The sequence below is a fragment of the Pelagibacterium sp. H642 genome (genome assembly GCF_031202855.1).
Classification (GTDB): Bacteria; Pseudomonadota; Alphaproteobacteria; order Rhizobiales; family Devosiaceae; genus Pelagibacterium.
This window is the reverse complement of record NZ_CP101829.1, coordinates 1,167,164-1,192,477: the sequence shown is the minus strand read 5'-3', so window position 1 is coordinate 1,192,477 and position 25,314 is coordinate 1,167,164. Positions and strand designations below refer to the sequence as shown.

The 25,314-nt window shown below is 62.7% G+C and carries 26 protein-coding genes; 19 read left to right on the top strand and 7 right to left on the bottom strand.

Annotated features, from left to right (window positions below; all coding sequences use genetic code 11):
- Nucleotides 1–44: 44 nt before the first annotated feature.
- From NO934_RS05895 to NO934_RS05885, 3 genes are read right to left on the bottom strand one after another with little or no spacing between them, the layout of a single operon-like run.
- Nucleotides 45–1,547 carry a hypothetical protein gene (locus NO934_RS05895; RefSeq protein ID WP_309162892.1) on the bottom strand — a complete coding sequence of 501 codons (1,503 nt, stop codon included), beginning with the start codon at nucleotides 1,545–1,547 and terminating at the stop codon, nucleotides 45–47.
- A gap of 7 nt (nucleotides 1,548–1,554) precedes the next feature.
- On the bottom strand, nucleotides 1,555–2,505 hold the full coding sequence (locus NO934_RS05890) for a DUF6384 family protein (protein ID WP_309162890.1): 951 nt from the start codon (nucleotides 2,503–2,505) through the stop codon (nucleotides 1,555–1,557).
- Nucleotides 2,506–2,523: 18 nt separating this feature from the next.
- Entirely contained in the window at nucleotides 2,524–3,705 is a 1,182-nt protein-coding gene (locus tag NO934_RS05885) for a cell surface protein (protein ID WP_309162889.1), read from the bottom strand.
- A gap of 157 nt (nucleotides 3,706–3,862) precedes the next feature.
- Between NO934_RS05885 and NO934_RS05880 the strand changes: the two genes are divergently transcribed.
- The 13 genes from NO934_RS05880 to upp all read left to right on the top strand — a co-directional run bounded on the left by NO934_RS05880 (nucleotide 3,863) and on the right by upp (nucleotide 17,293).
- Nucleotides 3,863–4,324, top strand: a complete 462-nt coding sequence (locus tag NO934_RS05880) for a carbon monoxide dehydrogenase subunit G (protein WP_309162888.1) — start codon at nucleotides 3,863–3,865, stop codon at nucleotides 4,322–4,324.
- A gap of 178 nt (nucleotides 4,325–4,502) precedes the next feature.
- Nucleotides 4,503–5,510, top strand: a complete 1,008-nt coding sequence (locus NO934_RS05875) for a BMP family ABC transporter substrate-binding protein (protein WP_309162887.1) — start codon at nucleotides 4,503–4,505, stop codon at nucleotides 5,508–5,510.
- A gap of 29 nt (nucleotides 5,511–5,539) precedes the next feature.
- Nucleotides 5,540–7,129 (top strand): ABC transporter ATP-binding protein, encoded by a 1,590-nt coding sequence (locus NO934_RS05870; protein ID WP_309162886.1) that lies wholly within the window; start codon nucleotides 5,540–5,542, stop codon nucleotides 7,127–7,129.
- 8 nt (nucleotides 7,130–7,137) lie between these two features.
- The gene (locus NO934_RS05865) at nucleotides 7,138–8,247 is read left to right on the top strand and encodes an ABC transporter permease (RefSeq protein ID WP_309162885.1); all 1,110 of its coding nucleotides are present in this window, start codon (nucleotides 7,138–7,140) and stop codon (nucleotides 8,245–8,247) included.
- A gap of 3 nt (nucleotides 8,248–8,250) precedes the next feature.
- Complete coding sequence (locus tag NO934_RS05860) at nucleotides 8,251–9,213, top strand: ABC transporter permease (RefSeq protein WP_309162884.1); 963 nt, start codon at nucleotides 8,251–8,253, stop codon at nucleotides 9,211–9,213.
- Nucleotides 9,213–9,623, top strand: a complete 411-nt coding sequence (locus NO934_RS05855) for a cytidine deaminase (protein WP_375143276.1) — start codon at nucleotides 9,213–9,215, stop codon at nucleotides 9,621–9,623. The genes NO934_RS05860 and NO934_RS05855 overlap by 1 nt, the downstream gene beginning before the upstream one ends.
- Before the next feature lie 14 nt (nucleotides 9,624–9,637).
- Nucleotides 9,638–10,432: a purine-nucleoside phosphorylase gene (locus tag NO934_RS05850; RefSeq protein ID WP_309162883.1), complete on the top strand. Its 795-nt coding sequence runs from the start codon at nucleotides 9,638–9,640 to the stop codon at nucleotides 10,430–10,432.
- The gene (gene deoC / locus NO934_RS05845) at nucleotides 10,429–11,418 is read left to right on the top strand and encodes a deoxyribose-phosphate aldolase (RefSeq protein ID WP_309162881.1); all 990 of its coding nucleotides are present in this window, start codon (nucleotides 10,429–10,431) and stop codon (nucleotides 11,416–11,418) included. Before NO934_RS05850 ends, deoC begins: the two co-directional genes overlap by 4 nt.
- A gap of 11 nt (nucleotides 11,419–11,429) precedes the next feature.
- Nucleotides 11,430–13,799 (top strand): aldehyde dehydrogenase family protein, encoded by a 2,370-nt coding sequence (locus NO934_RS05840; protein ID WP_309162880.1) that lies wholly within the window; start codon nucleotides 11,430–11,432, stop codon nucleotides 13,797–13,799.
- Nucleotides 13,800–13,812: 13 nt separating this feature from the next.
- Nucleotides 13,813–14,103 carry a DUF6958 family protein gene (locus NO934_RS05835; protein ID WP_309162879.1) on the top strand — a complete coding sequence of 97 codons (291 nt, stop codon included), beginning with the start codon at nucleotides 13,813–13,815 and terminating at the stop codon, nucleotides 14,101–14,103.
- Between the two features lie 5 nt (nucleotides 14,104–14,108).
- On the top strand, nucleotides 14,109–15,428 hold the full coding sequence (gene deoA / locus NO934_RS05830) for a thymidine phosphorylase (protein WP_309162878.1): 1,320 nt from the start codon (nucleotides 14,109–14,111) through the stop codon (nucleotides 15,426–15,428).
- The gene (locus NO934_RS05825; RefSeq protein WP_309162877.1) at nucleotides 15,428–16,645 is read left to right on the top strand and encodes a phosphopentomutase; all 1,218 of its coding nucleotides are present in this window, start codon (nucleotides 15,428–15,430) and stop codon (nucleotides 16,643–16,645) included. Before deoA ends, NO934_RS05825 begins: the two co-directional genes overlap by 1 nt.
- Before the next feature lie 18 nt (nucleotides 16,646–16,663).
- Entirely contained in the window at nucleotides 16,664–17,293 is a 630-nt protein-coding gene (upp, locus tag NO934_RS05820; RefSeq protein WP_309162876.1) for a uracil phosphoribosyltransferase, read from the top strand.
- Between the two features lie 141 nt (nucleotides 17,294–17,434).
- Here the strand turns inward: upp and NO934_RS05815 are convergent, their stop codons facing one another.
- The 4 genes from NO934_RS05815 to NO934_RS05800 all read right to left on the bottom strand — a co-directional run bounded on the left by NO934_RS05815 (nucleotide 17,435) and on the right by NO934_RS05800 (nucleotide 20,058).
- On the bottom strand, nucleotides 17,435–18,052 hold the full coding sequence (locus NO934_RS05815) for an HAD family phosphatase (protein WP_309162875.1): 618 nt from the start codon (nucleotides 18,050–18,052) through the stop codon (nucleotides 17,435–17,437).
- A gap of 74 nt (nucleotides 18,053–18,126) precedes the next feature.
- Nucleotides 18,127–18,906, bottom strand: a complete 780-nt coding sequence (locus tag NO934_RS05810; RefSeq protein WP_309162873.1) for a pilus assembly protein — start codon at nucleotides 18,904–18,906, stop codon at nucleotides 18,127–18,129.
- A complete protein-coding gene (locus tag NO934_RS05805) occupies nucleotides 18,903–19,463 on the bottom strand; it encodes a pilus assembly protein (protein ID WP_309162871.1) in 561 nt (186 codons plus the stop codon). Before NO934_RS05805 ends, NO934_RS05810 begins: the two co-directional genes overlap by 4 nt.
- Before the next feature lie 130 nt (nucleotides 19,464–19,593).
- Entirely contained in the window at nucleotides 19,594–20,058 is a 465-nt protein-coding gene (locus NO934_RS05800) for a pilus assembly protein N-terminal domain-containing protein (RefSeq protein WP_309162870.1), read from the bottom strand.
- A 300-nt stretch (nucleotides 20,059–20,358) separates the two neighbouring features.
- Here NO934_RS05800 and NO934_RS05795 point away from each other — a divergent pair, with 300 nt between their 5' ends.
- The 6 genes from NO934_RS05795 to NO934_RS05770 all read left to right on the top strand — a co-directional run bounded on the left by NO934_RS05795 (nucleotide 20,359) and on the right by NO934_RS05770 (nucleotide 25,303).
- On the top strand, nucleotides 20,359–20,574 hold the full coding sequence (locus NO934_RS05795; RefSeq protein ID WP_309162869.1) for a Flp family type IVb pilin: 216 nt from the start codon (nucleotides 20,359–20,361) through the stop codon (nucleotides 20,572–20,574).
- Nucleotides 20,575–20,672: 98 nt separating this feature from the next.
- Complete coding sequence (locus tag NO934_RS05790) at nucleotides 20,673–20,837, top strand: Flp family type IVb pilin (RefSeq protein ID WP_309163660.1); 165 nt, start codon at nucleotides 20,673–20,675, stop codon at nucleotides 20,835–20,837.
- Between the two features lie 10 nt (nucleotides 20,838–20,847).
- A complete protein-coding gene (locus tag NO934_RS05785) occupies nucleotides 20,848–21,399 on the top strand; it encodes a prepilin peptidase (protein ID WP_309162868.1) in 552 nt (183 codons plus the stop codon).
- A 307-nt stretch (nucleotides 21,400–21,706) separates the two neighbouring features.
- The gene (gene cpaB, locus NO934_RS05780; protein ID WP_309162867.1) at nucleotides 21,707–22,612 is read left to right on the top strand and encodes a Flp pilus assembly protein CpaB; all 906 of its coding nucleotides are present in this window, start codon (nucleotides 21,707–21,709) and stop codon (nucleotides 22,610–22,612) included.
- Entirely contained in the window at nucleotides 22,613–23,986 is a 1,374-nt protein-coding gene (locus NO934_RS05775) for a type II and III secretion system protein family protein (RefSeq protein WP_309162866.1), read from the top strand.
- A 39-nt stretch (nucleotides 23,987–24,025) separates the two neighbouring features.
- Nucleotides 24,026–25,303: an AAA family ATPase gene (locus tag NO934_RS05770; protein ID WP_309162865.1), complete on the top strand. Its 1,278-nt coding sequence runs from the start codon at nucleotides 24,026–24,028 to the stop codon at nucleotides 25,301–25,303.
- Nucleotides 25,304–25,314 lie beyond the last annotated feature (11 nt).

Genomic DNA, 25,314 nt, shown 5'->3' with positions numbered 1-25,314 from the left:
CGCGTCGGGCCGTTTTCCCTTTTTAGGGCCTTCCCAAGGAAAGATCAGAAGCCGCCGCCGGTTTTGAAGCCGGTGCCGCCTCCAAAGCTACCCCCGGTCTTAAAGCCCCCACCGCCACCGAACCCGCCGCCGCGCGGGCGCGAAAAGCCGCCCCAATTGCCGCCCGAAGGCGGGCGCGGGGAGAAGCCGCCGGGAGGAATGGGAAAGCCGCTCTTGGATCGTGAAGAACGCGGGCGCGAGGTTGGCACGATCGGCCCGGACGTGCCGGTCCAATCCTGGGAACGGCGCCAACTGTCCCAATAGGTGGCGGCTGTCATGCCGCCCTTCAGAAAGTCGGTGAGAAGATCGCCCACCAGTCGATCCTCGCGGAAGCGCGAGCGGGGATCGTCGTAGCGTGCCTTCTTGAATTCGAACTCGATATCCTCGAGTTCGCGCCGGCGCGATTCGAGGGTCTTGAGCCGGGCTCGCTCGTCATCGAGCTCGAGCTGCTCCTCGGCGATGCGGCGGCGGGCATCCTCGAGGCGGACCACGATGGCGTCGTCTTCCTCGGTGCGCGTGGCACGCGCTTCGGCCAGAAGCTTTTCGATGCCCGTGTCCCAGATCGCCTCGGCGAGCATTTCGACAGCCTGGCCGAAGGCCGGGTCGCCGCCCTCGGCGATCTGCTTTTGTCTTTCGGTCAACTCCTCGCGCGCATCCTCGCGCGAAAGGATTTCCGCATCGATCTCTTCGACGCGCGTGCGGGCCGCTTCGAGGGCCATGCGGGCCTCGCGTCCTCCCGCTGCGTCGAGTGCCGCCTGTTCCTTTTGGGCAACCTGCTCGTCGAGAGCGCCGACATCATCGGCCAGGCGTTCGGCATGTTCGCGCAGGCGTTCGGGGATCGCGGTCAGCATGGCGTAATTGGCACGTGCATCGGTGTAACCGACAAGGCGAGCCACCCATTGGTCGAGCATGCGCGTGATGTTGCCCGCCTTATAGGCGCTCGTCCCATACTGCCGATCCCAGAGATAGGTAAACAGTGGGTCGGAGCGATAAGGCTCGCCCTTTGCCTCGCGATCGGCCTCGGCCTGATCTGCCTTGCGGTCCGCCTCGGTTGCGGTGCGCTCGGCCTCTTCGCGCTCGGCAACCAGCTTCTGGTAAGCGCTGTCGGCGGCAAGGGCCGCGTCCACGGCACTGCCCAAGGCATCGATCTCGGCCTGGCGCGCCGCCACGGTATCGATAAGGGATTGACGCTCCGCCGTCAGCTCGGCCAGCGCCGCTTCGGTGTCGCCCAGCGTCTTTTCCATTTCCGCCATGGCGGCGGCATGCTCCTTGAGCATGTCGCGGGCCCTGGTTTCGGCCTGGCCGAGCGTTCCGGCGAGCTCTTCCCGGACTTCGGGGGAAAGGCGCACCGTGGCAAGCGCCCGCAATTGGCCGAGCTCGGTCTCGCGCAATTTGCCGATACGCTCATTGGCGCGCGCTATGCGCTTGGTGATGTCGTCCTCTTCGCGGCGAATGTCGCGCAGCGCATCGTCGAGCGCGCGCATGGCCTGGGGTCCGGAAACGCTCATTGCCGCCTCACCATTGGGTAATCGCCCCGTCGAGCACCGGCATGGTGTAGTCGGTATCAAGGAACCCGTATTGCTTTATCCCCAGCACGTTGCGCTGGATGATGCCGTCATCCTGCCGATCGGCGCGGACGCTTTCGTAGGTGACCTGCGGCACCCGGATCGCCCAGGTCGAAACCTCCTGGGTTTCACCGGTCTCCTCGCTGGTGATCGGGAGCGTCACGGTGTTCCCGTCCGCATCGAGCGCCTCGACAACGAGATAGTAGTTGGTGGCTTCGGTGTTGTTTTCCGGGAAACGCCAGATGCCGGTGTCGCGGCCAGGCTCGTTGACGATGCGGATCGAATATTCGGCGAGAAGGGTGGCGTGGATGGCTTCGAGTTCCTCGATGGCGGCCAGTGCCCCCTCGCGGTCTCCGCGAGCCGCCGCCGCCTTGCCGCGTTCGACCCAGGGCTCGGCGATCTCGAGCGCGGTCTGCACTTTGGTTTCGTTGAAGATGTTCTGGTAAAGCGTATCCATGCGGGCTGGCAGGCCCTCGGCGAGTTCGATCCGCGCCGCCTCTTCGACACCGGCCTGATAGGGCCGGTAGACGAGGAAATATCCCCCCAGCACCACGGCGAGTAGGGCGAGCGCGATGAGCACCGGCCGCCCCCAACGGCCGCGGCTGACATAGAGCCGGGCCAGACGGGTGGAGAAGGTGTCGGGGGGCGGGGTGTAGGTGAACCGGCTTTCCTCGAGCGCCTTGACGCCTTCGGCCAGGATACGGTCGGGCACTTCAATGCCCTGATCGTGGTAGATCTTGCGCAGCCGCTCGATGAGCTGGGCTTCACGCGCCGACGCGCCGAGTTCGCGCGCCACGAGATTCTGCTCGTGGCGCAACGTGTCCACAACGTCCATGGCGAGCATGACGTCGTCGAGCGGCGCCTTGCCGGCCTGCCCCGATATCGCCCCACCGCTGGTCATAGGCCGCTGCAACCGCCGCTATTGTGACGAAACGAGCGCGTTGCCCTGGGCGGCAAGGGAGGCCAGCCGCTTCTTGCCGTCTTCGACGGCATCGCGGATTTCGGCCGAGTTCTTGGTGGCCTGGTCGCGCATTTCGGCAATGATCGTATAGGAATGCTCCTGGAAGGAAACCACGCTGTCGACAAGCTTCTTGACCGCGTCGGCGCGGATGGTGGGACCATAGCCGGCCTTGAGCGCCTCTTCCTGCACCTTGCCGCCGATCTCCGAAAGGGTTTCGAGGCTCTGGCTCATGCCTTCCTTCATCGCATTGAGCGTTTCGGTCGATTCATGGAGACCGAACAGGCCCGTGAACGAGGCCGAGAGCGCGGTAAGCACGGTTTCGTTGGTGGAAAAGAACGAGATCGACTGCTGATAGACCCGCTCCTTGGCGTTGGTGGTCTGCATCAGACGCGCCATGATCACTTCGGAAGTGGAGTACGAGATCGTGAGATTGTCGGAAAGGTCCTTGGCGATCTGGTAGCGGCGCTCCTCGTTCTGGAGGTCGCGCAGCTTTTCGTCGCGCGCCATCTCCAGCCGGGCGCGATCGGCCGGGGTGCCTTCGGTGAAGGCGGTGAGCGCCTCGGAGGCTTTGTTGAGCTCGAATTTGCGCTGCTCGAGCTGCTTGTCGGCGATCTCGAGCACTTCGAGCGCCATCACTTCGGCCTGCTTGAGGGCGCCGCGGAAATCGCGATAGGCCTCGAGAATGGTGTGCTCGCGATCGATCTGGTCCTTGGTGTCCTTGGAGACATCGAGGTAGGTGTCGCGGATCTTGTCGAAGCGCGAAGCGATGTCGCCGCGCGAGACCTTCATCCACACGTTCGAAGCGCGCTCGAGCATGTCGAGCTTGCCGTCTTCGAGCTGGTCGACCATGCCCTTGGCATCGTCGCGGATCGAGTTGAACGACTTGGTGATGTCCTCGTAGCGCTCGCCCACGTTCATGGCGGCCACCTGGGTGCGGACCACTTCGTTGAAGGCGCTCGCCTGGGTGAGGACGCGGCCGATCAGCACCACTTTGGTGTCGTCGAGATGAGTGATCTCCGAGAGCAGGCCGGTGATCGGCGCTTCCTGCGGCTGATCCTCGGGCCATAGCCCCATTTCCCGGATCGCAGCGACCGCGCGGTCGAGATAAGCGAGCGGCTTTTCCATCACTTCGGTTGCCATTTGTCGTCGTCCCTGTTGTAACCCTCGGCAGATGTGGTGCCATGATTCCGCCCGCCAAGGGATAAGACAATTGTGCAAGCATCAGAGGCGTTTGTTTTCTCGCAACTGGTGCCAAAAAGCCGCATAGTGATGGTTCGGAACGAATTGCGAGGCTGGCGTGGATTTCGGGGGACGATATAGGGTCGCGGCCGGCCGCGACGCGGTCTGGACTGCGCTCAACGATACCGAAATTCTGGCGGCCTGCATTCCGGGCTGCAAGCGCATCGACTGGGTGAGCGAAAGCGCACTCGAATTGGAAGTGGCGGTCAATCTCGGCGTTGCGCACCCCACCTTCAAGGGTGATCTGTTGCTCTCCGATGTCTTGCCCGCCCACCGCTACACACTGACCGGACAGGGCAGGGGCGGGCTGCTCGGCAAGGCGCAGGCTTCCGCCGATATTACCCTTGCCGATCTGGGAAGCGACACGCTTTTGAGCTTTAAGGCGACTGGCGGTGCTTCGGGGCAGATGATGAAGCTGGGCAAGGCGCTGATCGGCAATTCGGCCCAGAGGATCATCGATGGATTCTTCGAACGCTTCGGGGAAGCCATGGGGGCTGAAGTCACCCCGATCGAAGGCTAGAGCGCGCGCCAACGCCCCGGTTTACCGCAATCCCAAGATTTTTTGCCCAACTGGTCAAAAAACCGAAATTGACTATTGCGTCCGCCAGTTTTGCGCGATTGTATCTGGACTTATCGTGCGTGGAAACGACCGGCTGCTGCCGGCGTCCTTCTTCAGCCCGTCAATAGGGAGCATCATCATGTCAAAAACAAAATCGACCGGCCTGGCCGCCTTCGCCGGTATCGCCCTGGCCACCCTGATGGCCGGCACCGCGTTGGCCGATGCCGCGCTGGTCTATGACGGCGGCGGCAAGTTCGACGCCTCGTTCAACGAATCCGCCTATAACGGCGCCCAGCGCTGGGCCGACGAAACCGGTGGCGCTTATCAGGATCTCGAAATTTCCGGCGACGCCCAGCGCGAACAGGCGATCCGCCAGTTCGCGGCGCGCGGCAACAATCCCATCATCCTGCCGGGCTTTTCCTGGGAAACCGCGCTGCGGGCCGTCGCTCCGGACTTCCCCGACACCTCGTTCCTGATCATCGATACGGTGGTGGACGATCTGCCCAACGTCCGCTCGGTCGTCTTCAAGGAACATGAGGGCTCGTTCCTGGTCGGCGCCCTTGCCGCCATGGCCACGGAATCGGGCACCATCGGCTTCGTGCCCGCCTTCGACTTCTCGCTGCTCCTGGCCTTCGGCTGCGGCTACAAGCAGGGTGCCGCCCATATCAATCCCGACATCGAAGTGCTCGAAACCGCCATCGGCACAGGCTTTGACGCCTTCAACAACCCCGGTGGCGGCACCGAGGTGGCGCGCAGCCAGATCGACCGCGGCGCGGATGTGATCTATCACGCCGCCGGCGGCGCCGGTGTCGGCGTGCTGCAGGCGGCCGCCGACGCGGGTGTCTATGGTATCGGCGTGGACTCCAACCAGAACCACCTGCACCCCGGCTCGGTGCTGACCTCGATGGTCAAGCGCGTCGATGTGGCCGTCTACAATGCGCTGCAGGACTTCGCCAATGACGAATGGACCAGCGACGTGCAGGTGCTCGGCCTGGCCGAAGAGGGCGTGGGCGCCGCATTCGATGAGCACAATGCCGAACTGATCAGTGACGAAATGCGTTCGACCGTCGAAGACATCACCGCGCAGATCATCGCCGGCGATATCGTCGTTCACGACTACCGCAGCGACGAATCCTGCCCGGTCTGATGCTCCCTCGGTAAGGGAAGGGTCCGGGAATGGACACACCGAACGAAAATCTCCAGCGGCCGGATGTGGCCGCTGGTACTCCGCTGGCGATCGAGCTTAAAAAGATCAACAAGCGGTTCGGCCCGGTACACGCCAACAAGGATATCGACCTGGCCGTCAAGCGCGGCTCGGTACACGGCATCGTCGGCGAAAACGGAGCCGGAAAATCGACGCTCATGTCGATCCTTTACGGCTTCTATCACGCCGACAGCGGCGAGATCCTGGTCAACGGCAAGCACGCGACCATTCACAATTCCTCCGATGCGCTGCATCTGGGCATCGGCATGGTGCACCAGCATTTCATGCTGGTCGACAATTTCACAGTCATCGAGAACGTGATCCTTGGGGCCGAGGATTCCGCGCTGCTCAGGCCCAGCGTCGACAAGGCGCGGCGCGAGCTGCAGCGCCTTGCGGACGATTACGGTCTCAACGTTCCCGTCGATGCGCTGATCGAGGACCTGTCGGTCGGCCAGCAGCAGCGCGTGGAGATCTTGAAGGCCCTCTATCGCGGCGCCGACACGCTGATCTTGGACGAACCCACGGGCGTTCTGACGCCCGCAGAAGCCGATCACCTGTTCGAGGTGCTGAAAATCCTGCGCGACGAGGGCAAGACGATCATTCTGATCACCCACAAGCTGCGTGAGATCATGGCGATCACCGACATGGTTTCGGTGATGCGGCAGGGGCAGATGGTTGAAACACTCGCCACCAGTTCCACGACGCCCGAGCAACTCGCCGAACTGATGGTGGGCCGGCGCGTGCTGCTGCGTGTCCACAAGGAGGCGGCCCATCCAGGCGACGTTCTGCTCGAAGTCAACGATCTGGTGGTGGCCGATGATGCCGGCACGGAGCGGCTGAAGGGTGTTTCGCTGCAGGTTCGGGCAGGCGAGATCCTCGGCGTCGCCGGAGTTGCGGGCAATGGGCAATCCGAACTTCTCGAGGCCTTGGCCGGCATGCGTGTCGCCAGATCGGGCACCATCCGGCTCAACGGCGAGGACGTGACCGCGGCCAATGAAGACAGCGCGGCCATCCTGCGCCGCAATGGGCTCGCCCACGTTCCCGAGGACCGCATCCGCATGGGGCTGGTCACCAATTTCTTCGAGTGGGAAAACGCCATCCTCGGCTATCACGAAAAGTACGGCAGCGGACTGATGCTCGACGTCAAGGCCGCCAAGGCCGAGGCGCAGCGCCATATCGAAAAGTTCGACATCCGTCCGGCCAACACAGATCTCAAGACCGCCAATTTCTCCGGCGGCAATCAGCAGAAAATCGTTCTGGCCCGCGAAATGGAACGCGATCCGGACGTGCTGATCGTCGGCCAGCCGACGCGCGGCGTCGATATCGGGGCCATCGAATTCATCCACAACCAGATCATCAAGATGCGTGACGCGGGCAAGGCGATCCTGCTCGTTTCGGTCGAGCTCGACGAGATCCGCTCGCTGTCCGACCGGATCGTTGTGCTCTTCGACGGCCATATCGTCGGGCAAGCCGATCCGGCGACGGCGGACGAGGGCGAGCTGGGCCTGCTCATGGCCGGTGTCAAAACTGGCGACGCGCACACAGCCGAGGCAATCCGATGAGCGGTACCATGCCCTTGCCCCGCTGGGTCGATGTCATTCTCCTGCCGGTGCTTAACGTCACGCTGGCCTTTATCATCGGCGGCATCGTTGTGCTGGCCGTGGGCGAAAACCCCATCGAAGCCGTGCGCATCATGCTCTATGGCGCTTTCGGTTATGGCTACGGTTTCGGCTTTACCCTCTATTACACCACCAATTTCATCTTCGCCGGCCTCGCGGTGGCGGTCGCCTATCACGGCGGGCTGTTCAATATCGGCGGGGAGGGGCAGGCCTATGTCGGCGGGCTCGGGGCCATCCTCGTGGCGCTCGCGGTGGGCGGGCTGCACTGGGCCTTGGCGCTGCCGCTGATCATGATCGCCGCCGCTCTCTTCGCCGGCACCTGGGCGTTCATTCCCGGCTGGCTGCAGGCACGGCGCGGAAGCCATGTGGTGATCACCACGATCATGATGAACTTCATCGCCACGTCGATGATGAGCTACATCATCTCGCGGATATTGAAGCCCGAGAACGTCAATTCCGACGAGAGCGCGCGCATTGCCGAGATCACCCGGGTGCCGTTCCTGTCCGAGTGGATCCCGTTCCTCAACAACACGCCGGTCAACATCTCCCTGTTCATCGCCCTCTTGGCACTGGTGGGGGTCTATGTCCTCATCTGGCACACCAAATTCGGCTACGAGCTGCGCACAATGGGGCATAACGGGGTGGCGGCGCGCTATGCGGGCATGTCCAACGCCAGACTGATCATGGTGACCATGGCCATCTCCGGTGCGCTGGTGGGCATGGTGGCGGTCAACGACACCGCCGGTGCGCATGGACGTCTGTTGTTGGGCTATGTGGCGGGCACGGGGTTCGTGGGGATCGCCGTGGCTTTCATGGGCAAGGCGCACCCGATCGGTGTAGGGCTTTCGGCGCTGCTGTTCGGCGTGCTCTATCAGGGCGGGCAGGAGCTGGCCTTCACCATGCCCGCCATCACCCGCGAAATGATCGTGACTATCCAGGCCTTGGTGATCCTTTTCACCGGCGCGATGAGCAACATGCTGCGCCGCCCGGTCGAGTTCGCCTTCATGGCGGCCCGATCGCGGCGCGAGCCCGACCGCGTGGCTCAGGAGAAGGAGGCCTAAGGCATGGAAGACCTGATCTCCGTTCTCATCACCACGATCCGGGTATCAACCCCGCTGATCCTCGCCTGCCTTGCAGGGCTCTATTCGGAGCGCTCGGGTATCGTCGATATCGGGCTCGAAGGTAAGCTTTTGGGATCGGCCTTCGGCGCGGCGGTTGTCGCGGCCTTGACCGGCAATGCCTGGCTGGGGCTTCTGGCCGGGGTTGGCGTATCGCTGGTCTTTTCGGCTATCCACGGACTGGCCTCGATCAACTTCCGCGGCAACCAGATCATTTCCGGCGTGGCGCTCAATTTCCTGGCATCGGGGCTCACGGTATTCCTGGGCGGCGCCTGGTTCGGGCGAGGCGGCAACACGCCGCCCCTAACCGGGGATGCACGCTTCTACGGCATTCAATTGCCGTTCGCTCAGGAGTTGGCCGGTGTGCCGGTGATTGGCCCGATTTATTCGGGGCTGCTCTCGGGACACTCCATCCTTACATACATCGCCTTTCTCGCCGTGCCGGTCACGGCCTGGGTGCTCTGGCGCACCCGGTTCGGCCTGCGACTGCGGGCGGTGGGCGAAAACCCCAAGGCCCTCGATACCGCCGGCATGTCGGTAAGCTGGCTGCGCTACAAGGCGCTCGCCATCACCGCCGTTCTGGTGGGCATGGGCGGAGCCTATCTCTCCACGGCCCAGGCAGCGAGCTTTTCGCGCGAGATGAGTTCGGGGCGCGGCTATATCGCCTTGGCGGCGCTGATCTTTGCCAAGTGGAAGCCTTATCCGGCCTTGGGCGCGTGCCTGTTGTTCGGCTTCCTCGAAGCGCTGCAATACCGGCTGCAGGGGGTGCGATTGCCGGTGATCGGGGAGGTGCCGACCCAGGCCATGCAGGCGCTGCCTTATGTGCTCACCATATTGCTGCTCGCCGGGTTCGTGGGCCGCGCCATCGCGCCCAAGGCTTCGGGCCAGCCCTATGTCAAGGAACGGTGATGGAGCTGTCGCAAGAGGATAGGACGCTGTTCACCGCCGCCGAAGCGGTGCGCGCCAAGGCCTATGCGCCCTATTCGGGCTTTTCGGTCGGTGCTGCGATTTTGGCCGATGACGGCAAGATCTATGCCGGCTGCAATGTGGAGAACGCCGCCTACCCGGTCGGCAATTGTGCCGAGCCCTCGGCCATTGCCGCTATGCTGGCCGGCGGCGGCAAGCGCATCGAGAAGATTTTCGTCACGGGACCGGGTGCAAGCCCCGTCACCCCCTGCGGTGGCTGCCGCCAGCGTATCCGCGAATTCGCCTCGGCCGAGACCCCGATCATCTGCCTCGGTGTCGAGGGCGAGCCGCTTCATACGACACTGGGCGAATTGCTGCCCCATTCTTTCGGTCCTGAATTTTTGGGCCGCTAAACAGGCGTACGCACATGGCTAAGGCAATTAAAACCATCCGCAACCTTGCGGGCAACGAGACCGTGGACGCAGCGCTGATCCTGGGCTCGGGCCTGTCGGAAATCGGCGATCTGCTCGTCGACAAGGTCACGATCCCTTTTTCCGAGCTCGAGGGGTTTCCCCAGGGTGGCGTATCGGGACACGGCAAGGAGCTGCTGGTTGGCACCATGGCCGGCAAACGGTTGGCGATCCTCACCGGCCGGCAGCACTATTATGAGCATGGCGACGCCGCGGCCATGCGTCCGGCACTCGAGACCCTGAGCGAACTCGGGGTCAAAACCCTGCTGCTGACCAATTCCGCCGGCTCGCTCGACAATGACGTTGTGCCCGGCAACCTGATGCTGCTTGCCGATCACATCAATTACGCCGGCGCGAATCCGCTGATCGGCGAGCCGACCGACGCCCGGTTCGTTAACATGGTCGATGCCTACGATCCCGAGCTGCGCGCAGCCACCCATGCGGTGGCCGCGCGCCTCGAAATCGCCCTCAAGGAAGGCGTCTATATGTGGTATTCTGGGCCGAGCTTCGAAACGCCGGCTGAAATCCGCATGGCTGTGACGCTGGGCGCCAACGCGGTGGGCATGTCCACAGTGCCCGAGGTGATCCTGGGCCGGTTTTTTGGAATGCGGGTTTGGGCCTGCTCCTCGATCACCAATATGGGGGCGGGAATGGCACGGGAAACCATTTCGCACACCCAGACCAAGGAAGTTGCCAAACTGGGGGCCGAAAAACTCAAGCGCCTGATCCCGGCGCTGATGGAGGAGATATGAGTCTCAAGGTCGTCGACAATCAGGCGCCGGGCATCAGCCACAAGCGCAACCCCGGCTTCCCGCTCGATCTCGACTGGGTGGGGCGGGTGCGGATGAACCGCTCGGCGCTCGAACGCCGTGCCTCGACCATCGGTGCCCGCCGCACGGTGAAAAAGGAATATCAGCTCGCCTGGCTTTTGAAGGCCGTGTCGCTGATGGATCTGACGACGCTCAATTCCGACGACACGCCCGGTCGCGTCGAACGGCTCTGCGCCAAGGCGCGCAATCCGATCCGCGCCGATCTCGTCGAGGCCATGGGCGTCAAGCATCTGGGCATCACGCCTGCGGCGGTTTGCGTCTACCACAATTTCGCCGCGACAGCGGTGAAGGCGCTGGAGGGGACCAATATCCCCGTGGCTGCCGTCTCGACAGCCTTCCCGCATGGTTTGACGCCGCTCAAAATCCGTCTCGCCGAGATCGAGGCTTCGGTCGAGGACGGGGCCAGGGAAATCGACATCGTCATCGAGCGCGGCATGGTGCTGGAAGGCGACTGGCAGGGGCTCTACGATCAGGTGAAAGCCATGCGCGCCGCCTGTGGCGATGCCCACATCAAGACCATCCTCGGCACCGGCGAATTGGCAACGCTCACCAACATCGCCAAGGCCTCGCTGGTCTGCATGCTGGCCGGTGCCGATTTCATCAAGACCTCGACCGGCAAGGAAAAGACCAACGCGACGCTGCCGACATCGCTCGCCATGATCCGTATGATCCGCTGGTTCTTCGAGGAGACCGGCATCGAGATCGGCTATAAGCCGGCCGGCGGCATTGCCAAGGCCAAGGACGCGCTGACCTATCTGGCGTTGATGAAGGAGGAATTGGGCGCGCACTGGTTGCAGCCGCACCTCTTCCGCTTCGGCGCTTCTTCGCTTTTGACCGACATCGAGCGCCAGATCGAACACGGCGTCACCGGCCATTACGCCGCCGATTACCGCTTCGCGATGGCTTGAGGGATTTTGAAATGAGCAAAGTCGCTGAAATCTTCGAAACCCTCGAATATGGCCCGGCCCCCGAGGCCGCCGGCCCGGCGCTGGAATGGCTGGACAAGCATGGGCGGAAATTCGGGCACTTCATCGATGGCGGCTTCACCAAGCCGGGCAGGACGTTCGCCTCGACCAACCCGGCCAATGGCGAAAAGCTCGCCGATGTGAGCGAAGGCACTGGCGCGGATGTGAACAAGGCCGTCAAGGCGGCCCGCGTAGCGTTCTCCGGCTGGTCGGCGCTTTCGGGCTATGAGCGCGCCAAATATCTTTACGCCCTCGCGCGGCAGATCCAGAAGGAAAGCCGGCTCTTCGCGGTGCTCGAAACGCTCGACAACGGCAAGCCGATCCGCGAGACGCGCGACATCGATATCCCGCTGGTGGCGCGGCACTTCTACCATCACGCCGGCTGGGCGCAGCACATCGAAAAGAGCTTCCCCAACCACGTGCCCTATGGCGTCTGCGGCCAGATCATCCCGTGGAACTTCCCGCTGCTGATGCTGGCCTGGAAGATCGCCCCCGCGCTGGCGGCGGGCAATACCGTGGTGCTCAAGCCGGCCGAATTCACCTCTCTAACCGCGCTGCTGTTCGCCGAAATCTGCGCCCGCATTGGCCTGCCCAAGGGCGTCGTCAATATCGTGACCGGCGCAGGGGAGACGGGCGAGGCCATCGTCAACCACCCCGATATCGACAAGATCGCCTTCACCGGCTCGACCGAAGTGGGCAAGATCATCCGCCGTGCCACTGCCGGCTCGGGCAAGGGACTGTCGCTGGAGCTGGGTGGCAAGTCTCCCTTCGTGGTGTTCGAAGACGCCGATCTCGACAGCGCCGTCGAAGGGCTGGTCGATGCCATCTGGTTCAACCAGGGGCAGGTGTGCTGCGCCGGCTCCCGGCTGCTGGTCCAGGAATCGATCGAGGACAAATTCATCGCCAAGATCAAGGCGCGCATGAGGACCCTGCGCGTCGGCGATCCGCTCGACAAATCCGTCGATATCGGCGCGCTGGTGGCTCCGGTGCAGGTTGAACGGGTGCTCGACCTGCTCAAAACCGGGAGGCTAGAGGGCGGCGACTTCTATTCTCCCGATACCGAAATCCCCGGCGATGGCTGCTATGTGCGCCCGACGCTGGTGACTGGCATTTCGCCGGCTCATACGCTGGCGAGCGAGGAAATCTTCGGGCCCGTGCTGGTCGCCATGAGCTTCCGCACCCCCGAGGAAGCGGTGGCGCTGGCCAACAACACCCGATACGGGCTGGCGGCATCGGTGTGGACGGAAAACGTCAACCTCGCCCTCGACATCGCGCCGAAAATCAAGGCCGGCGTCGTCTGGGTCAATTCTACAAACCAGTTCGACGCCTCGGTCGGCTTCGGCGGCTACCGCGAATCCGGCTTCGGCCGCGAGGGCGGTCGCGAGGGGATGGGCGCGTATTTGAAGCCCGCTTGGGAGAAAAAGCTCAAAGCCGCCCCAGCGCTAAAGCTGCCGGCTCCTGCCGAGGGCCGCGAGGCCGAGGGTATCGACAGGACCGCCAAGCTCTATATCGGCGGCAAGCAGGCCCGCCCCGATTCCGGCTATGCCCGTACGGTTCTTGCTGCAGACGGCAAGCATCTGGGCGAAGTTGGCGAGGGCAACCGCAAGGATATCCGCAACGCCGTCGAAGCTGCGCGCGCCGCTTCGGGCTGGGGCACCGCCACGGCGCATAACCGCAGCCAGGTTCTCTACTATTTGGGCGAAAATCTCGATTACCGCAAAACAGAGTTCGCCGAGCGCATCAGGTCGATGACCGGGATTTCCGCTAATGCCGCCAGGCGGGAGGTCGATCTTTCCGTCGAGCGGCTGTTCGCCTTTGCCGGTTGGGCCGACAAATTCGATGGCGCGGTGCACAATCCACCGGCGCGCATGATGGCGGTGGCCATGGTCGAACCCGTCGGCGTGCTCGGCATCGCCGCTCCGGCCGAGAGCCCGCTGCTCGGCGCCGTGGCGCTTCTGGCTCCGGCGATTGCCATGGGCAATACCGTGGTGTTGATCCCCTCAGAGGCGCATCCGCTGGCGATGACCGGTTTCTACCAGGTGCTCGAGACCTCCGACGTCCCCGCTGGCGTCGTCAATATCGTGACCGGTCCGGCCGCCTCGCTCGCCAAAACCCTGGCCGAGCATGACGGGGTAGACGGCATCTGGTTCGCCGGCTCGCTGGAGGACAGCGCCGAGATCGAGCGCCTCTCGGCCGGCAACGTCAAGCAGAGCTGGACGACACGCGGGCTGGGGTTCGACTGGGCCGATCCGGTGATGGAGGGGAACTACCTGCTGGGCAAGGCCACGCAGGTCAAGAACATCTGGGTGCCCTACGGGGCGTGATAGGGGAGGCCATATGAGCGAGAAGATCGAAGTCGAGAATTTTACTTCGCCCGGCCGCATCCAGCGCGTGGACAAGGCCAAGTATACGGCGATGCGGGAAGCGGTGCTCAGGCACATTCCCTCGGCCGCACCGGGCGCAGCGCCCTCGGAACTGATCGCCGCCGTCAAGTCCGACTTGCCACAGGACCTGTTCCCCGGTGGGGAGAAAGCCGGTTGGTGGTTCAAATGCGTCCAGCTCGACCTTGAAGCCAAGGGCATCCTCAGGCGGGCCACCAAGCCTCCCGTGCGGCTGCACAAAGTCTGAGGCCCATGCCCCTCCTCCCCCAGGAAGTCATCGCCAAAAAGCGCGACGGCGATGAGCTTGCGGCCGACGATATCGCCGGCTTTGTCGCCGGCATCACCTCGGGCGCGGTCAATGATGCGCAGGCGGCGGCGTTTGCCATGGCCGTCTATTTCCAGAACATGTCGCTCGACGAGCGTGTGGCGCTGACCCTCGCCATGCGCGATTCCGGACGGGTGCTCGACTGGTCCGATCTCAACGGGCCGACCATCGACAAGCATTCGACCGGTGGGGTGGGCGACAACGTCTCGCTCATGCTCGCCCCCATTCTTGCCGCGTGCGGGGCTTATGTGCCGATGATCTCGGGGCGCGGATTGGGCCATACCGGAGGCACGCTGGACAAGTTCGACGCCATTCCCGGCTATATGACCAATCCCGATATCGAAACGCTGCAGCGGGTGGTCAAAGATGTGGGCTGCGCCATCATCGGCCAGACCGACGATCTGGCACCCGCCGACAGGCGGCTGTACGCCATCCGCGACGTGACGGCGACTGTAGAAAACATTTCGCTCATCACGGCATCGATCCTCTCCAAAAAGCTCGCCGCCGGGTTGGACGCGCTGATCCTCGACGTCAAGACCGGCTCGGGCGCTTTCATGAAAACGCTTGCCGATTCCGTGGGGCTGGCCGAAAGCCTGGTTGCCGTGGCCAATGGCGCTGGAATGACCACTGGGGCGCTGATCACCGATATGAGCCAGCCTCTCGCCTCCGCGGCGGGCAATTGGCTGGAAGTGAAAAACGCCATCGATTTTCTTACCGGCACACACCGCGATCCACGGCTGGAGGAGGTGACGCTGGCACTGTGTGCGCACGGGCTGGTGTTAGGCGGTATGGCGCTCGATGCCGATGACGGCTTGCTGCGGGCCAGGATGGCGCTCGAAAGCGGCAGGGCGGCGGAAAAATTCTTCGCCATGGCCAATGCGTTGGGCTCCTGGCACGATCTGAGCGCTTACGCGCCTGATCCCACCCCGATCGTCAGGGATGTCTATCCACTGACCGAAGGGGTCGTGCAAAAGATCGATACGCGCGCCGTGGGCATGGCCGTCGTCGTACTCGGCGGAGGACGTATCGACCCCAAGCAAAAGATCGACTATCACGTCGGCTTCGATCACCTGGCCGGGCTGGGTGCGAGGGTGGACGCCCGGACGCCGATCGCCCGTATCCACGCCCGCGACGATGCCGCCGCCAGCGAAGCTGAAGAGCGGTTGCAGCGGGCCTATCTGATCGGCGAGCCGGCCGCTTCCGCACCGGTGATCTATGACCATATTCCACCTCAAGGAGGCCAATGATGCCCCGCGCCATTCTCTGCTTGCTCGATAGCTTCGGCATCGGCGGGGCTCCCGATGCCGCCGATTTCGGTGATGCCGGCGCCGACACCCTCGGCCATATCGCCCAGGCCTGCGCCGATGGGCGCGGCGATATCGAGGGTGTGCGCTCGGGCCCGCTTTACCTGCCCAATCTCGATGGCATGGGGCTTGGTGCTGCGGCGGAACTATCCACTGGCGCCGTGCCGCCGGGCTTGACCAGCACGCCGCTGGGCGGCCGCTGGGGCGTGGGGCGCGAGGTCTCGATCGGCAAGGATACGCCTTCGGGCCATTGGGAGATCGCCGGGGTGCCGGTGCCGTTCGCCTGGGGGTATTTCCCCGACGAGAAACCCGCCTTCCCCCAGAAGTTGCTGAACGAGATCTACGCGGCCGCAGGTCTGGACGGTTCGCTCGCCAACACCCATGCCTCGGGCACGCAGGTGATCGAGGATTTCGGCGAGGAATCGATTTCGACCGGCAAGCCGATTTTCTACACCTCGGTGGATTCTGTATTCCAGATCGCGGCGCATGAAACCCATTTCGGGCTCGAACGGCTCTATGAGCTGTGCCAGACCGTGTTCCGGTTCACCGCCCCCATGAAGATCGGCCGCGTTATCGCGCGGCCCTTCGTGGGCGAGACGGCGGAGACCTTCAAGCGCACCGGCAACCGCCGCGATTTCGCCATCGACCCGCCCGAAGACACCATTCTCGACCGATTGAAAGCTGCTGGCCGCCAAGTCTATGCCATCGGCAAGGTGTCCGACATCTATGCCGGCCGCGGGGTGACCCACAAGATCAAGGCCTCGGGCAATATGGTGCTGTTCGACCGCACGCTCGAAGCCATGGATATGGCGACGGACGGCGCGCTGATCTTCACCAATTTCGTCGATTTCGACACCGAGTACGGCCATCGACGCGATCCGGGCGGTTATGCCAACGAGCTGGAAAAATTCGACCGGCGCTTGCCCGAACTGATCGCCAGGCTGCGCGATGACGACCTTTTGGTCGTCACCGCCGATCATGGCAACGATCCCACCTGGCGGGGAACCGATCATACGCGCGAGCAGGTGCCGATTCTGCTTTTCTCGCGCGCGCTGGGCAAGGGATCGATTGGCTTGCGCCCGGTTCTGTCCGATATTGGCGAAACCATCGCCCATTGGCTGGGGATTGCGCCCGGCAAGCACGGGACGAGCGCGTTATAACAACAAAGGGCGGACATCATGCAGAACCTTACCATCGTCGACCACCCGCTTGTGCAGCACAAGCTGACCATCATGCGCTGCAAGGATACCTCGACGGCAAGCTTCCGCCGGCTGCTGCGCGAGATCGCGCATCTTTTGTGCTATGAGGTGACGCGCGATCTCGAGGTCGAATATATCGACATCGAAACACCGGTCGGCCCTACGCGGGCACCCACGCTCAAGGGCAAGAAGCTTGTTTTCGCCTCGATCCTGCGTGCAGGGGAGGGGCTTTTGACCGGCATGCTCGACCTGGTGCCTTCGGCGCGCGTGGCCCATATCGGGCTTTACCGTGATCCCGAAACACTCGAAGCTGTCGAATATTACTTCAAGGCGCCTTCGGACGCCGCCGACCGGCTGGTGATCGTCGTCGATCCCATGCTCGCCACGGCCAATTCGGCGGTGGCGGCGGTGGAAAAGCTCAAGGAGCGCGGCGCCAACAACATCCGCTTCCTGTGCCTGCTCGCCGCGCCTGAAGGCGTCGAGCGCTTCACCAAGGCGCATCCCGACGTGCCGATCTTCACCGCCAGCCTCGACGAAAAACTCAACGAGCATGGCTATATCGTCCCCGGCCTGGGGGATGCGGGCGACCGGATGTACGGGACGCGGTAAAAGCCTGGGCGTTTTTGCATTACCGCTGCGACCCCCTCATCCGACCGCTTCGCGGCCACCTTCTCCCACCAGGGGAGAAGGGGAGCCCGTTGCAGCGCCTAGGCAAGAATCTCGCAGCCTGCCAAAGAGCAGGTTCAAACACTACCCCTTGAGCGGCAGGCCGTAGCTGATGAGTTCCGCCCGCAATGCCTCGGGCGTGGAAAAGTGGATGGTCTCCATCCCCACGGCACGCGCCGAGACCACGTTGGCCTCATTGTCGTCGATGAACACGCAGGCTTCCGGCGCCAGCCCGTAGCGGTCGCAGAACAGGCGGAAGATGCGCGGATCGGGCTTGACCAGCTTTTCCAACCCCGAGACCACCACGCCGTCGAATTTTTCCAGGAACGGCCATTCATCGAGCACAGACACCCATTTCTCCCAGGAGAAATTGGTGATGGCGAAGGTGGGGATGTCGGCTTCGATCAACTCGTTATGAATATCGACGGTGCCCTGATAGATGCCGCCGATGGTTTCCTTCCAGCGCGTGTCATAGGCCTGGATCTCGCGCCAATAGCGCGGAAAGCGGGTGATGAGCTTGGCAACGCCCTCCGCATAGATATCCCCGGCGTCGAATTCGAGGTTCCAGTCCTTGGTGCAGATCGTGTCGCCGAACCATCGCGCCTCCTCCTCGGTATCGAAGAGCTTGCGGAACAGATACATCGGGTTCCAATCGACAAAGACACCGCCCAGATCGAAGACGGGGATGAGGGGTTCGGACATGGGGAAACTCCGATTGTAGCGCGACGAGGGACAGCGTTCTCCATGTCAGCTTGCGTGGTTGTTGGCAACCGTAGCTAGCACCACCATTGACGACGGCACCAATCCTGCCATTGGTCCCACCAATTGCGATCATCGTCGTCGCCTTGATTGTCGTCGTTACCGACATCGGCACCATCGTCGGCGGCATCCTCATTTCCATCATCTTCGTCCGATGATTGACCCTCCTCGCCTTCTCCAGATTCCTCGTCCTCTCCGTCCTCGCCAGCTTCATCGGAAGGTGAGGTTGGCCCTGTCGCGGATGTAAAGCCGAAGTCGTCGGTCTGCTCGCGCAGGAGATGGACGGAGCGCTGTTCGAGATTCATCGTGCCGTTGAATACGAGGCCGAACAGAGGCGTGAAATCATAGGCCGCGGTGGCGATGATGACGTGATGTCCCTCACCCAGATCCATGAGATCGGCGGTAAGCTCGTAGCTCTCACCGGGCTCTTCTTCCACGGTCCAGTTGTATTCCGTGGCACCCGTCACCCGAGCGGAATTTCCCTCGACCTTGACGATGGTGAAACGCAGCTTGGTCCGGTCGAAATCGAATGGACGCATGATCGCTTCACCGGCATCGATAACCGCCTGCACGTCCTCCTCGGTGACCATAGTCCTACGAGCTATCTGGTCGCTGACGGTCGTTGCGAATTGTCCCAGCTTACGGTCGATTGCAAGGGCTTGGGTTATGTCGGTGGCGCCGAGATAGAGGATGAGCAGCATTGGCGCGATCATCGCGAACTCGACGGCGGCGACGCCCTCAGGGTTGCGAAGGAAACGAACCAATCTGGGGACGATATCGAGGTGATTGCGGCTCATGGCTGGAACGGCTCGGTTTGGATGACATGCGAAGTCGCCAAAAGCCGCTTGCCGTCCGCCATTTGGCCCGCATTCAGTCCGGGAACGTTCATGATGGTGGGCCATTTGTAATAGGCCTCGATGATGTAGTTTTTGCTTCCTGCGAAGGCAGGAAGCGGCTGGTCGACCGACATCACCCATGCCCCGCTCGCCTGCTCAATTGGGTCGGATGGCGAAAAATCGGCGAAATCGTTGATCTCGGTGACGGCGATCCGCAGCTGATCGCAGTCGAACATGCCATAAAGCCGGCCACAGACTTCCCTGCGATAATCTTCCGCCGAAGCAACGCGGCTCAATTGCCCCGTGCGGATCAGGCGGGAGCTGTCGATCACGGCCGTGTCCAGCGCATAGCCGGCGAAAAAGACCAGCGCCGTCTCGATCGTTGCTCCGATGATGGCGAAAAACACTGGTCCCACCAGCGCGAATTCAATGGCGGTGACACCGCGATCGGACCGCGCGAAACGCCGCGCCAGCCGCGTGAGCGGTCCGATGGGCTTTTCCTTTTCCGTGATGGTCATGCCTGCTCGCCCCCGAGAACCGGGGCACAATACGCAGGGCGTTCCTAACCGAAAGTTAGGGTTTGCACCCGGTGCGGGGTCAATCGCTGAGAGCGTAAACGGGTAACTAACCGGGGGTGTGCAATTGCCCCTAGTTCGCGGCGGCGCCGTCGACCAGGGTGCTCGAAGCGATGACGTTGGACGTGTAGCTGGTGTCGTCGCCCAGCATGATAACCGGCTGGCAATTGGGCGCGCAGGCGACCGAGGTGCGCTGGGCGCCCGAAAAGATCGTAACGGTGTCGGATTTGAGCTGCGCCACTTCGACCACCGTGTCGGCGATCGGGTCGCCGTTGGCATCGAGAATGATCATATTGGTGCGCCCATAGCTTCTGCCGGTGAGGATCAGCGTCTGGGGATCCTGGATGGTGACGTCGGCGACGGCGGGGTTGCCGATGATCACCGTGGCTGCGGGCGCGTTGATGCGCAGGATGCGGGCCATATTGGCATTGACGGTCACCGTCACCGCTTCCTGGTCCTGGGCAAAGGCCGCCGGAAGACCGAGGCCGGTTACCGACAGGGCCGCAGCCAACAACACGCTGCGCAACACGATTGGCATGGCAACTTCCCGCCTTCTAAAACATGGTTACCCGACTATGGCCGGCAATGGTTACGAATTGGCAAATGCCTGGGCGACGGCTTGGTTATGGTTTCAAAAGTCTTTCTGTCTCGAATAGTTAGAAATTTATCAAAAGGCGTACCGTTTGTTAGTTATGCTGAGTATTGGTGCGGAGCTTATCAGTTTCCGGGCGCGGATTAACTCAATTTCAACTGGGGCGGCTTAGCGTCAAAAACATGTTCGATGTGTGACGCGTCGAACGATGTCGTCACAAGAGGACGCACGAACAAGGAGCTAGTCATGAATCTTTTGAAGAAATTCGCCGCCGACGAATCCGGCGCAACTGCTATTGAATACGGTCTTATCGCGGCGCTGATGGCTGTTGCGGTTATTGCTGCGATTACGCTGCTGCAGGAACCCCTCAAAGACGTCTTCTGTAATATTGGGGAAACGCTTCAGGATCCTGAGGGCGGCGCGTCTACTGAGGGGTGTGCCACCACCCCCGCTGCGGGCTGATAAGTCCCAAGGAAAGGGGCCTCAGAGCCCCTTTCCTCAACTGATAAGGTGCGGTTAACGCGCGGGCGCTATCGTTGTCGCCGAATGGGGTTGGGCCGATGCGATTTCAAAACGATCAATCGGGAGCCACGGCGGTGGAATATGGCCTCATCGCTGCTTTGCTCGCCCTGATCGTGCTCGCTGCAATTTCAATCCTGGACAGTCCGGTCAACGGCTTGTTCGGCGGCATCATCGAGCATTTTGAATCGATTGGCTCCCCATAAGCAGGCGCGCATGACGTTCCCAACTGTTCTTTCGATCATCTTCCCTGCATTGATGGCTTTCGCTGCATGCTCGGATCTGTTCACCATGCGCATTTCCAATGTGCTCGTCGCCGCCGTGGCTGTCGGCTTTTTGGTTATTGCTCTCGTGGTTGGACTCAGCCCGACGGCAATCGGGATGCATCTGGCGGCAGGCGCGCTGGTTCTCGCCGTCACCTTCGGGATGTTTGCCATGGGCTGGATCGGCGGTGGCGATGCCAAGCTGGCAGCGGCGATTTCGCTCTGGATGGGGTTCGAGCTCCTTCTGCCCTACCTGCTGTATGCCTCGGTGTTCGGCGGAGCTTTGACTCTGCTGCTGCTCGTCGGCCGCCGCTACGCGCTGCCCGGTCCCTTGCTCAAGGCCGGTTGGCTGGTGCGCCTGCATCACCCCAAGACCGGTGTGCCCTATGGCATCGCCCTGGCGCTTGCCGCCATGCTGGTCTATCCGCAGACCTTCGCCTTCGAGCGACTGATTGCCAATCCTACCTTGCAGCAAACCCTGCTCGATGGACTGCGTACGTTCTAAGCCTCTCTCCCCTCCGCCTGAGATTTCGGGCTTGTCCGCGAAACCAGTGCAGCCAACCAGCCGCACCGGCCCGGTGGAGCGCGAATTCAACCTCGCGCTCTAAACCATTGGTTAACCTTTGCAAACAAGCAACCATTAACCAAGTTTTGACCCTTTCCCGGCAATAGTTTCCTAGCTGCCACAGGCGCGCGCTGTCGACGCGCGCTTTGGAGCGGTGGATGGGGGCTTGAGGGATCGCAGGTTTGCGGGCCCTGCCCGAACGCAGGTGCATACGCCTTGGGCGTCGCCAGTGGGGGTTTGGGATCGGATGAAACCGGCGCGTATTCTGCTTATCGTTGTCGCTCTGGTGGCTGGCGGCCTTGCCGCGTTTCTGGCCACGCGCGGCAATGGCCCGCAGCCCGAACAACCCGTCGAGACCGCACAGGTCGAGCTTGAGGCACGGGAGCGGGTGCTGGTTGCCAGCCGCGCCATTGGCCTGGGGCAGCGCCTCACCGTGGATGATGTGAGCTGGCAGGATTGGCCCGAGGGCGCCGTCCGGTCCGAATACATCACCCAAAGCGCCGTGCCCGAGGCTGCCCAGCAGGTCGCCGGAGCCGTCGCCCGTTTCGAATTCTTTCCTGGCGAGCCGATCCGCGAGGCCAAGCTGGTCAACGCCAATCAGGGCTACCTTTCGGCAGTGATCGGCCAGGGCATGCGCGCCGTATCGGTTTCGGTCACCCCTGATTCCGCATCGGGCGGCTATATCGTCCCTAACGATCGCGTCGACGTCGTGCTCATCCGCTCGGGTGCCGACTATTCGGAGACCATCCTCTCCAATGTTCGGGTGCTGGCCATCGGCACGCGCCTGGGCGAAGTCGGAACCACCGGCGGCGGGGCCGATCCCGACAATCCTTCCTCGCAGGTCTTCGAATCCGCCGAGATTGCCACGCTCGAACTCACCCCAGCCCAATCGGAAACCATTCTTCAGGCCGGCGCGTCGGGCCGGTTGGCGCTGGTGTTGCGCTCGGTGATCGATTTTGCCGAAACCGTCGATACCGCCCAGGGTTCGAGCCAGACCGTGCGGCTCATCCGCTACGGACAGGCCCAGTCGGTGACCTCGAGCGCGCCGCGTGCCGTGCCCGTGCTGCCGGGCGGCTCGATTTCCGCTCTTGAAGATCCCTCCGCCCCGGCAACGCCGGTTTCGCCGTCTTCGCCCGTTATCGAGGTCAGATAGATGTCGCTTCGTTCGAAACTGTCGCGCTTTGCCCGTCTGGATGTCATGGCCGTGGTGTTGGGCGCGGCGCTGGCGGTCTTTGCGCTCATTGCTCCGGCGCTGGCGGCAACCTCGCCGCATCTGCGCATCGCCCAGAGCGAGATCGGACGCACGCAATATATCGAGATCGGGGTCAACAAATCGATCATCGTAGACCTGCCGGCGGAAGCCGGTGAGGTGATCATCTCCCAGCCCAGCGTCGCCAATGCCATCATGCGCACCAAGACGCGCGCCGTGATTCAGGGCATAGCGGCGGGCGAAACCAACATCTTCTTTCTCGATCCGTCCGGTGCCGGCATCGCGGTGATCGAGATTTCGGTGGCCCAGGATTCTTCGGGCCTTGCCGCCACCATCAATCGTCTTTTGCCCGGCGCGCGCGTTCAGGTCCAATCCTTTGCCAATTCGGTGATCCTTTCGGGGGACGTGCAATCGGGCGACGATATGGAAAAGGCCGTCGCCATTGCCGCCCAATATGTGGGCGGTGAAGCCAATGTCACCAGCGTCATCAACGTTGCCGGCGGCCAGCAAGTCGCGCTCAAGGTCGTGGTGGCCGAAATCAAGCGCGATGCGGCCCAGGCGCTTGGCATCAATCTGTCCGGCTCGCTCTCGGTGGGAGCGGTCGATCTTGATCTCAATTCCTCGCCCCCCGTTGGCGACACCGCTGGCTCGTATGCCGGAGCCTTCAGCCAGGGTGGGTTCTCGCTGAACGCCTCGCTGCAGGCGCTTCAGAGCCAGAATGCGCTACGCATGCTGGCCGAACCGGTGCTGACAGCGATGTCGGGGCAGGAAGCCAACTTCCACGTCGGTGGCGAATTGCCGATCCGCGTCGTCAATGACGGCGAGGAAACCTACAACTACAAGGAATACGGCATTCAGCTCAATTTCACCCCGACGGTACAGTCGAACGGGCTGATCTCGATCGATATCGACACCGAGGTTTCCGAAATCTCGGACACGATTTCCGGCGCGCTCAACACGCGCAGCGCTTCCACTTCGGTGGAATTGTCCGCATACCAGACCTTGGCCATCGCCGGCCTTCTCGAAGAACGTACGCGTCGCCAGATCAACGAACTGCCGGGTCTGGGCAACATCCCGATCCTTGGCGCGCTGTTCCGCTCCTATGAATACAGCACGTCGCAAACCGAGCTGGTCATTCTCGTCACCCCGATGATCGCCCAGCCCACGGCGGCGCCGGTGGCCACTCCGCTCGATTTCCACCAGCCGTCTTCCGATGCCGAGGCGATCTTTCTGGGGCGTATGGAAAACCTCTACGGGGTCGGCGGCGCCGACCAGGGCGGGCAGTTCCGCGGTTCGGTCGGCTTCGTGCTCGATTGATCAGCATCGACCAGACAGTTCTCTTGCCGGGTAAAAATCATGAACTTTATTGAGAACGAAGATCGCGGCAAAACACCCGAGCTGCCGGCCGAAACGGTAAGCGGCGCGCGGCTGATTCCGCGCATCACCATCCAGGCGTTTTGCGAGCATTCCCAGACGGCCCAGATCATCGAGGACACGACGCAGGACCGGCGCATGTCCAAGGTCGCGCTCACCACGCACAATGGCGGGCTCGATGGCGCGGTGGAAACGTATCGGACCAATCCAACGCCCAACCTCATCATCGTCGAAACGACGTTGCCGGCCGACCGGATCGAAGCGGCGTTGGGACGGCTCGCCGAAGTTTGCGATGCCTCCACGCGGGTCATCGTCATCGGCCATGTCAATGACGTGATGCTCTATCGCAGCCTCATCAGGGCCGGGGTGTCCGAATATCTCGTGATGCCGGCCACCAGCGCGACGATCATCAACGCCATCGCCGATCTGTTCGCGTCCGAAGGCGCGGCGCCCATCGGGCGCTCCATCGGTTTCATTTCGGCCAAGGGCGGGGCAGGGGCCTCGACCATCGCGCACAATATCGCTTGGGCAATCGCCCGTTCCATCCGCCAGGACGTGCTGGTCGTCGATCTCGACCTGCCTTTCGGCACCGCCGGGCTCGATTTCAATCAGGACCCGCCGCAGGGCGTCGCCGATGCGGTGTTTGCGCAGGACAAGATGGACGCGGTGATGCTCGATCGGCTGATGAGCAAGGCGGCCAACCATATCTCGCTGCTTGCCGCTCCCGCCACGCTCGATCGCACCTACGATCTTTCCGAGCGCAGCTTCGAGCAGATCATCGAATTGAGCCAGAAGCACGTTCCGGTGGTGATCCTCGATATCCCGCATCTGTGGACGAGCTGGGTGCGGCACACATTGGCGGCGGTGGACGAGGTGGTGATCGTCGCCGAACCCGACCTTGCCAATCTGCGCAATGCCAAATCCATCGCCGATGCGGTCAAGGCCATGCGGCCCACCGAAAGCGATCCCATCGTCGTCGTCAACAAGACAGGTATCGCCAAGCGGCCGGAGATTCCGGCGCCCGAATTCGCCGCGTCCATCGAATGCCGGCTCGCCGGGCAGATCGGGTTCGATTCCGCTCTTTTCGGCACCGCCGCCAATAACGGGCAGATGATCGCCGAGGTTTCGGCCAGCCATAAGGTGAACGAGATCTTCCGCTCGGTCGGCATGCAGGTCACAGGCCGTGCCGATGTCGAAGCGGGCAGCCGCTCGGTGGGCCTCAAGCTGCCGGACCTGTTCCGCATGCGCAAACGGGCATAGAACCGGGAAAG

What these genes read in the sequence shown, in the direction of transcription:
- NO934_RS05895 (WP_309162892.1), bottom strand. Translation starts at nt 1,547, where the DNA reads ATGAGCGTTTCCGGACCCCAGGCCATGCGCGCGCTCGACGATGCGCTG.
- NO934_RS05890 (WP_309162890.1), bottom strand. Translation starts at nt 2,505, where the DNA reads ATGACCAGCGGTGGGGCGATATCGGGGCAGGCCGGCAAGGCGCCGCTC.
- NO934_RS05885 (WP_309162889.1), bottom strand. Translation starts at nt 3,705, where the DNA reads ATGGCAACCGAAGTGATGGAAAAGCCGCTCGCTTATCTCGACCGCGCG.
- NO934_RS05875 (WP_309162887.1), top strand. Translation starts at nt 4,503, where the DNA reads ATGTCAAAAACAAAATCGACCGGCCTGGCCGCCTTCGCCGGTATCGCC.
- NO934_RS05870 (WP_309162886.1), top strand. Translation starts at nt 5,540, where the DNA reads ATGGACACACCGAACGAAAATCTCCAGCGGCCGGATGTGGCCGCTGGT.
- NO934_RS05865 (WP_309162885.1), top strand. Translation starts at nt 7,138, where the DNA reads ATGCCCTTGCCCCGCTGGGTCGATGTCATTCTCCTGCCGGTGCTTAAC.
- NO934_RS05860 (WP_309162884.1), top strand. Translation starts at nt 8,251, where the DNA reads ATGGAAGACCTGATCTCCGTTCTCATCACCACGATCCGGGTATCAACC.
- NO934_RS05855 (WP_375143276.1), top strand. Translation starts at nt 9,213, where the DNA reads ATGGAGCTGTCGCAAGAGGATAGGACGCTGTTCACCGCCGCCGAAGCG.
- NO934_RS05850 (WP_309162883.1), top strand. Translation starts at nt 9,638, where the DNA reads ATGGCTAAGGCAATTAAAACCATCCGCAACCTTGCGGGCAACGAGACC.
- deoC (WP_309162881.1), top strand. Translation starts at nt 10,429, where the DNA reads ATGAGTCTCAAGGTCGTCGACAATCAGGCGCCGGGCATCAGCCACAAG.
- NO934_RS05840 (WP_309162880.1), top strand. Translation starts at nt 11,430, where the DNA reads ATGAGCAAAGTCGCTGAAATCTTCGAAACCCTCGAATATGGCCCGGCC.
- NO934_RS05835 (WP_309162879.1), top strand. Translation starts at nt 13,813, where the DNA reads ATGAGCGAGAAGATCGAAGTCGAGAATTTTACTTCGCCCGGCCGCATC.
- deoA (WP_309162878.1), top strand. Translation starts at nt 14,109, where the DNA reads ATGCCCCTCCTCCCCCAGGAAGTCATCGCCAAAAAGCGCGACGGCGAT.
- NO934_RS05825 (WP_309162877.1), top strand. Translation starts at nt 15,428, where the DNA reads ATGCCCCGCGCCATTCTCTGCTTGCTCGATAGCTTCGGCATCGGCGGG.
- upp (WP_309162876.1), top strand. Translation starts at nt 16,664, where the DNA reads ATGCAGAACCTTACCATCGTCGACCACCCGCTTGTGCAGCACAAGCTG.
- NO934_RS05815 (WP_309162875.1), bottom strand. Translation starts at nt 18,052, where the DNA reads ATGTCCGAACCCCTCATCCCCGTCTTCGATCTGGGCGGTGTCTTTGTC.
- NO934_RS05810 (WP_309162873.1), bottom strand. Translation starts at nt 18,906, where the DNA reads ATGAGCCGCAATCACCTCGATATCGTCCCCAGATTGGTTCGTTTCCTT.
- NO934_RS05805 (WP_309162871.1), bottom strand. Translation starts at nt 19,463, where the DNA reads ATGACCATCACGGAAAAGGAAAAGCCCATCGGACCGCTCACGCGGCTG.
- NO934_RS05800 (WP_309162870.1), bottom strand. Translation starts at nt 20,058, where the DNA reads ATGCCAATCGTGTTGCGCAGCGTGTTGTTGGCTGCGGCCCTGTCGGTA.
- NO934_RS05795 (WP_309162869.1), top strand. Translation starts at nt 20,359, where the DNA reads ATGAATCTTTTGAAGAAATTCGCCGCCGACGAATCCGGCGCAACTGCT.
- NO934_RS05790 (WP_309163660.1), top strand. Translation starts at nt 20,673, where the DNA reads ATGCGATTTCAAAACGATCAATCGGGAGCCACGGCGGTGGAATATGGC.
- NO934_RS05785 (WP_309162868.1), top strand. Translation starts at nt 20,848, where the DNA reads ATGACGTTCCCAACTGTTCTTTCGATCATCTTCCCTGCATTGATGGCT.
- cpaB (WP_309162867.1), top strand. Translation starts at nt 21,707, where the DNA reads ATGAAACCGGCGCGTATTCTGCTTATCGTTGTCGCTCTGGTGGCTGGC.
- NO934_RS05775 (WP_309162866.1), top strand. Translation starts at nt 22,613, where the DNA reads ATGTCGCTTCGTTCGAAACTGTCGCGCTTTGCCCGTCTGGATGTCATG.
- NO934_RS05770 (WP_309162865.1), top strand. Translation starts at nt 24,026, where the DNA reads ATGAACTTTATTGAGAACGAAGATCGCGGCAAAACACCCGAGCTGCCG.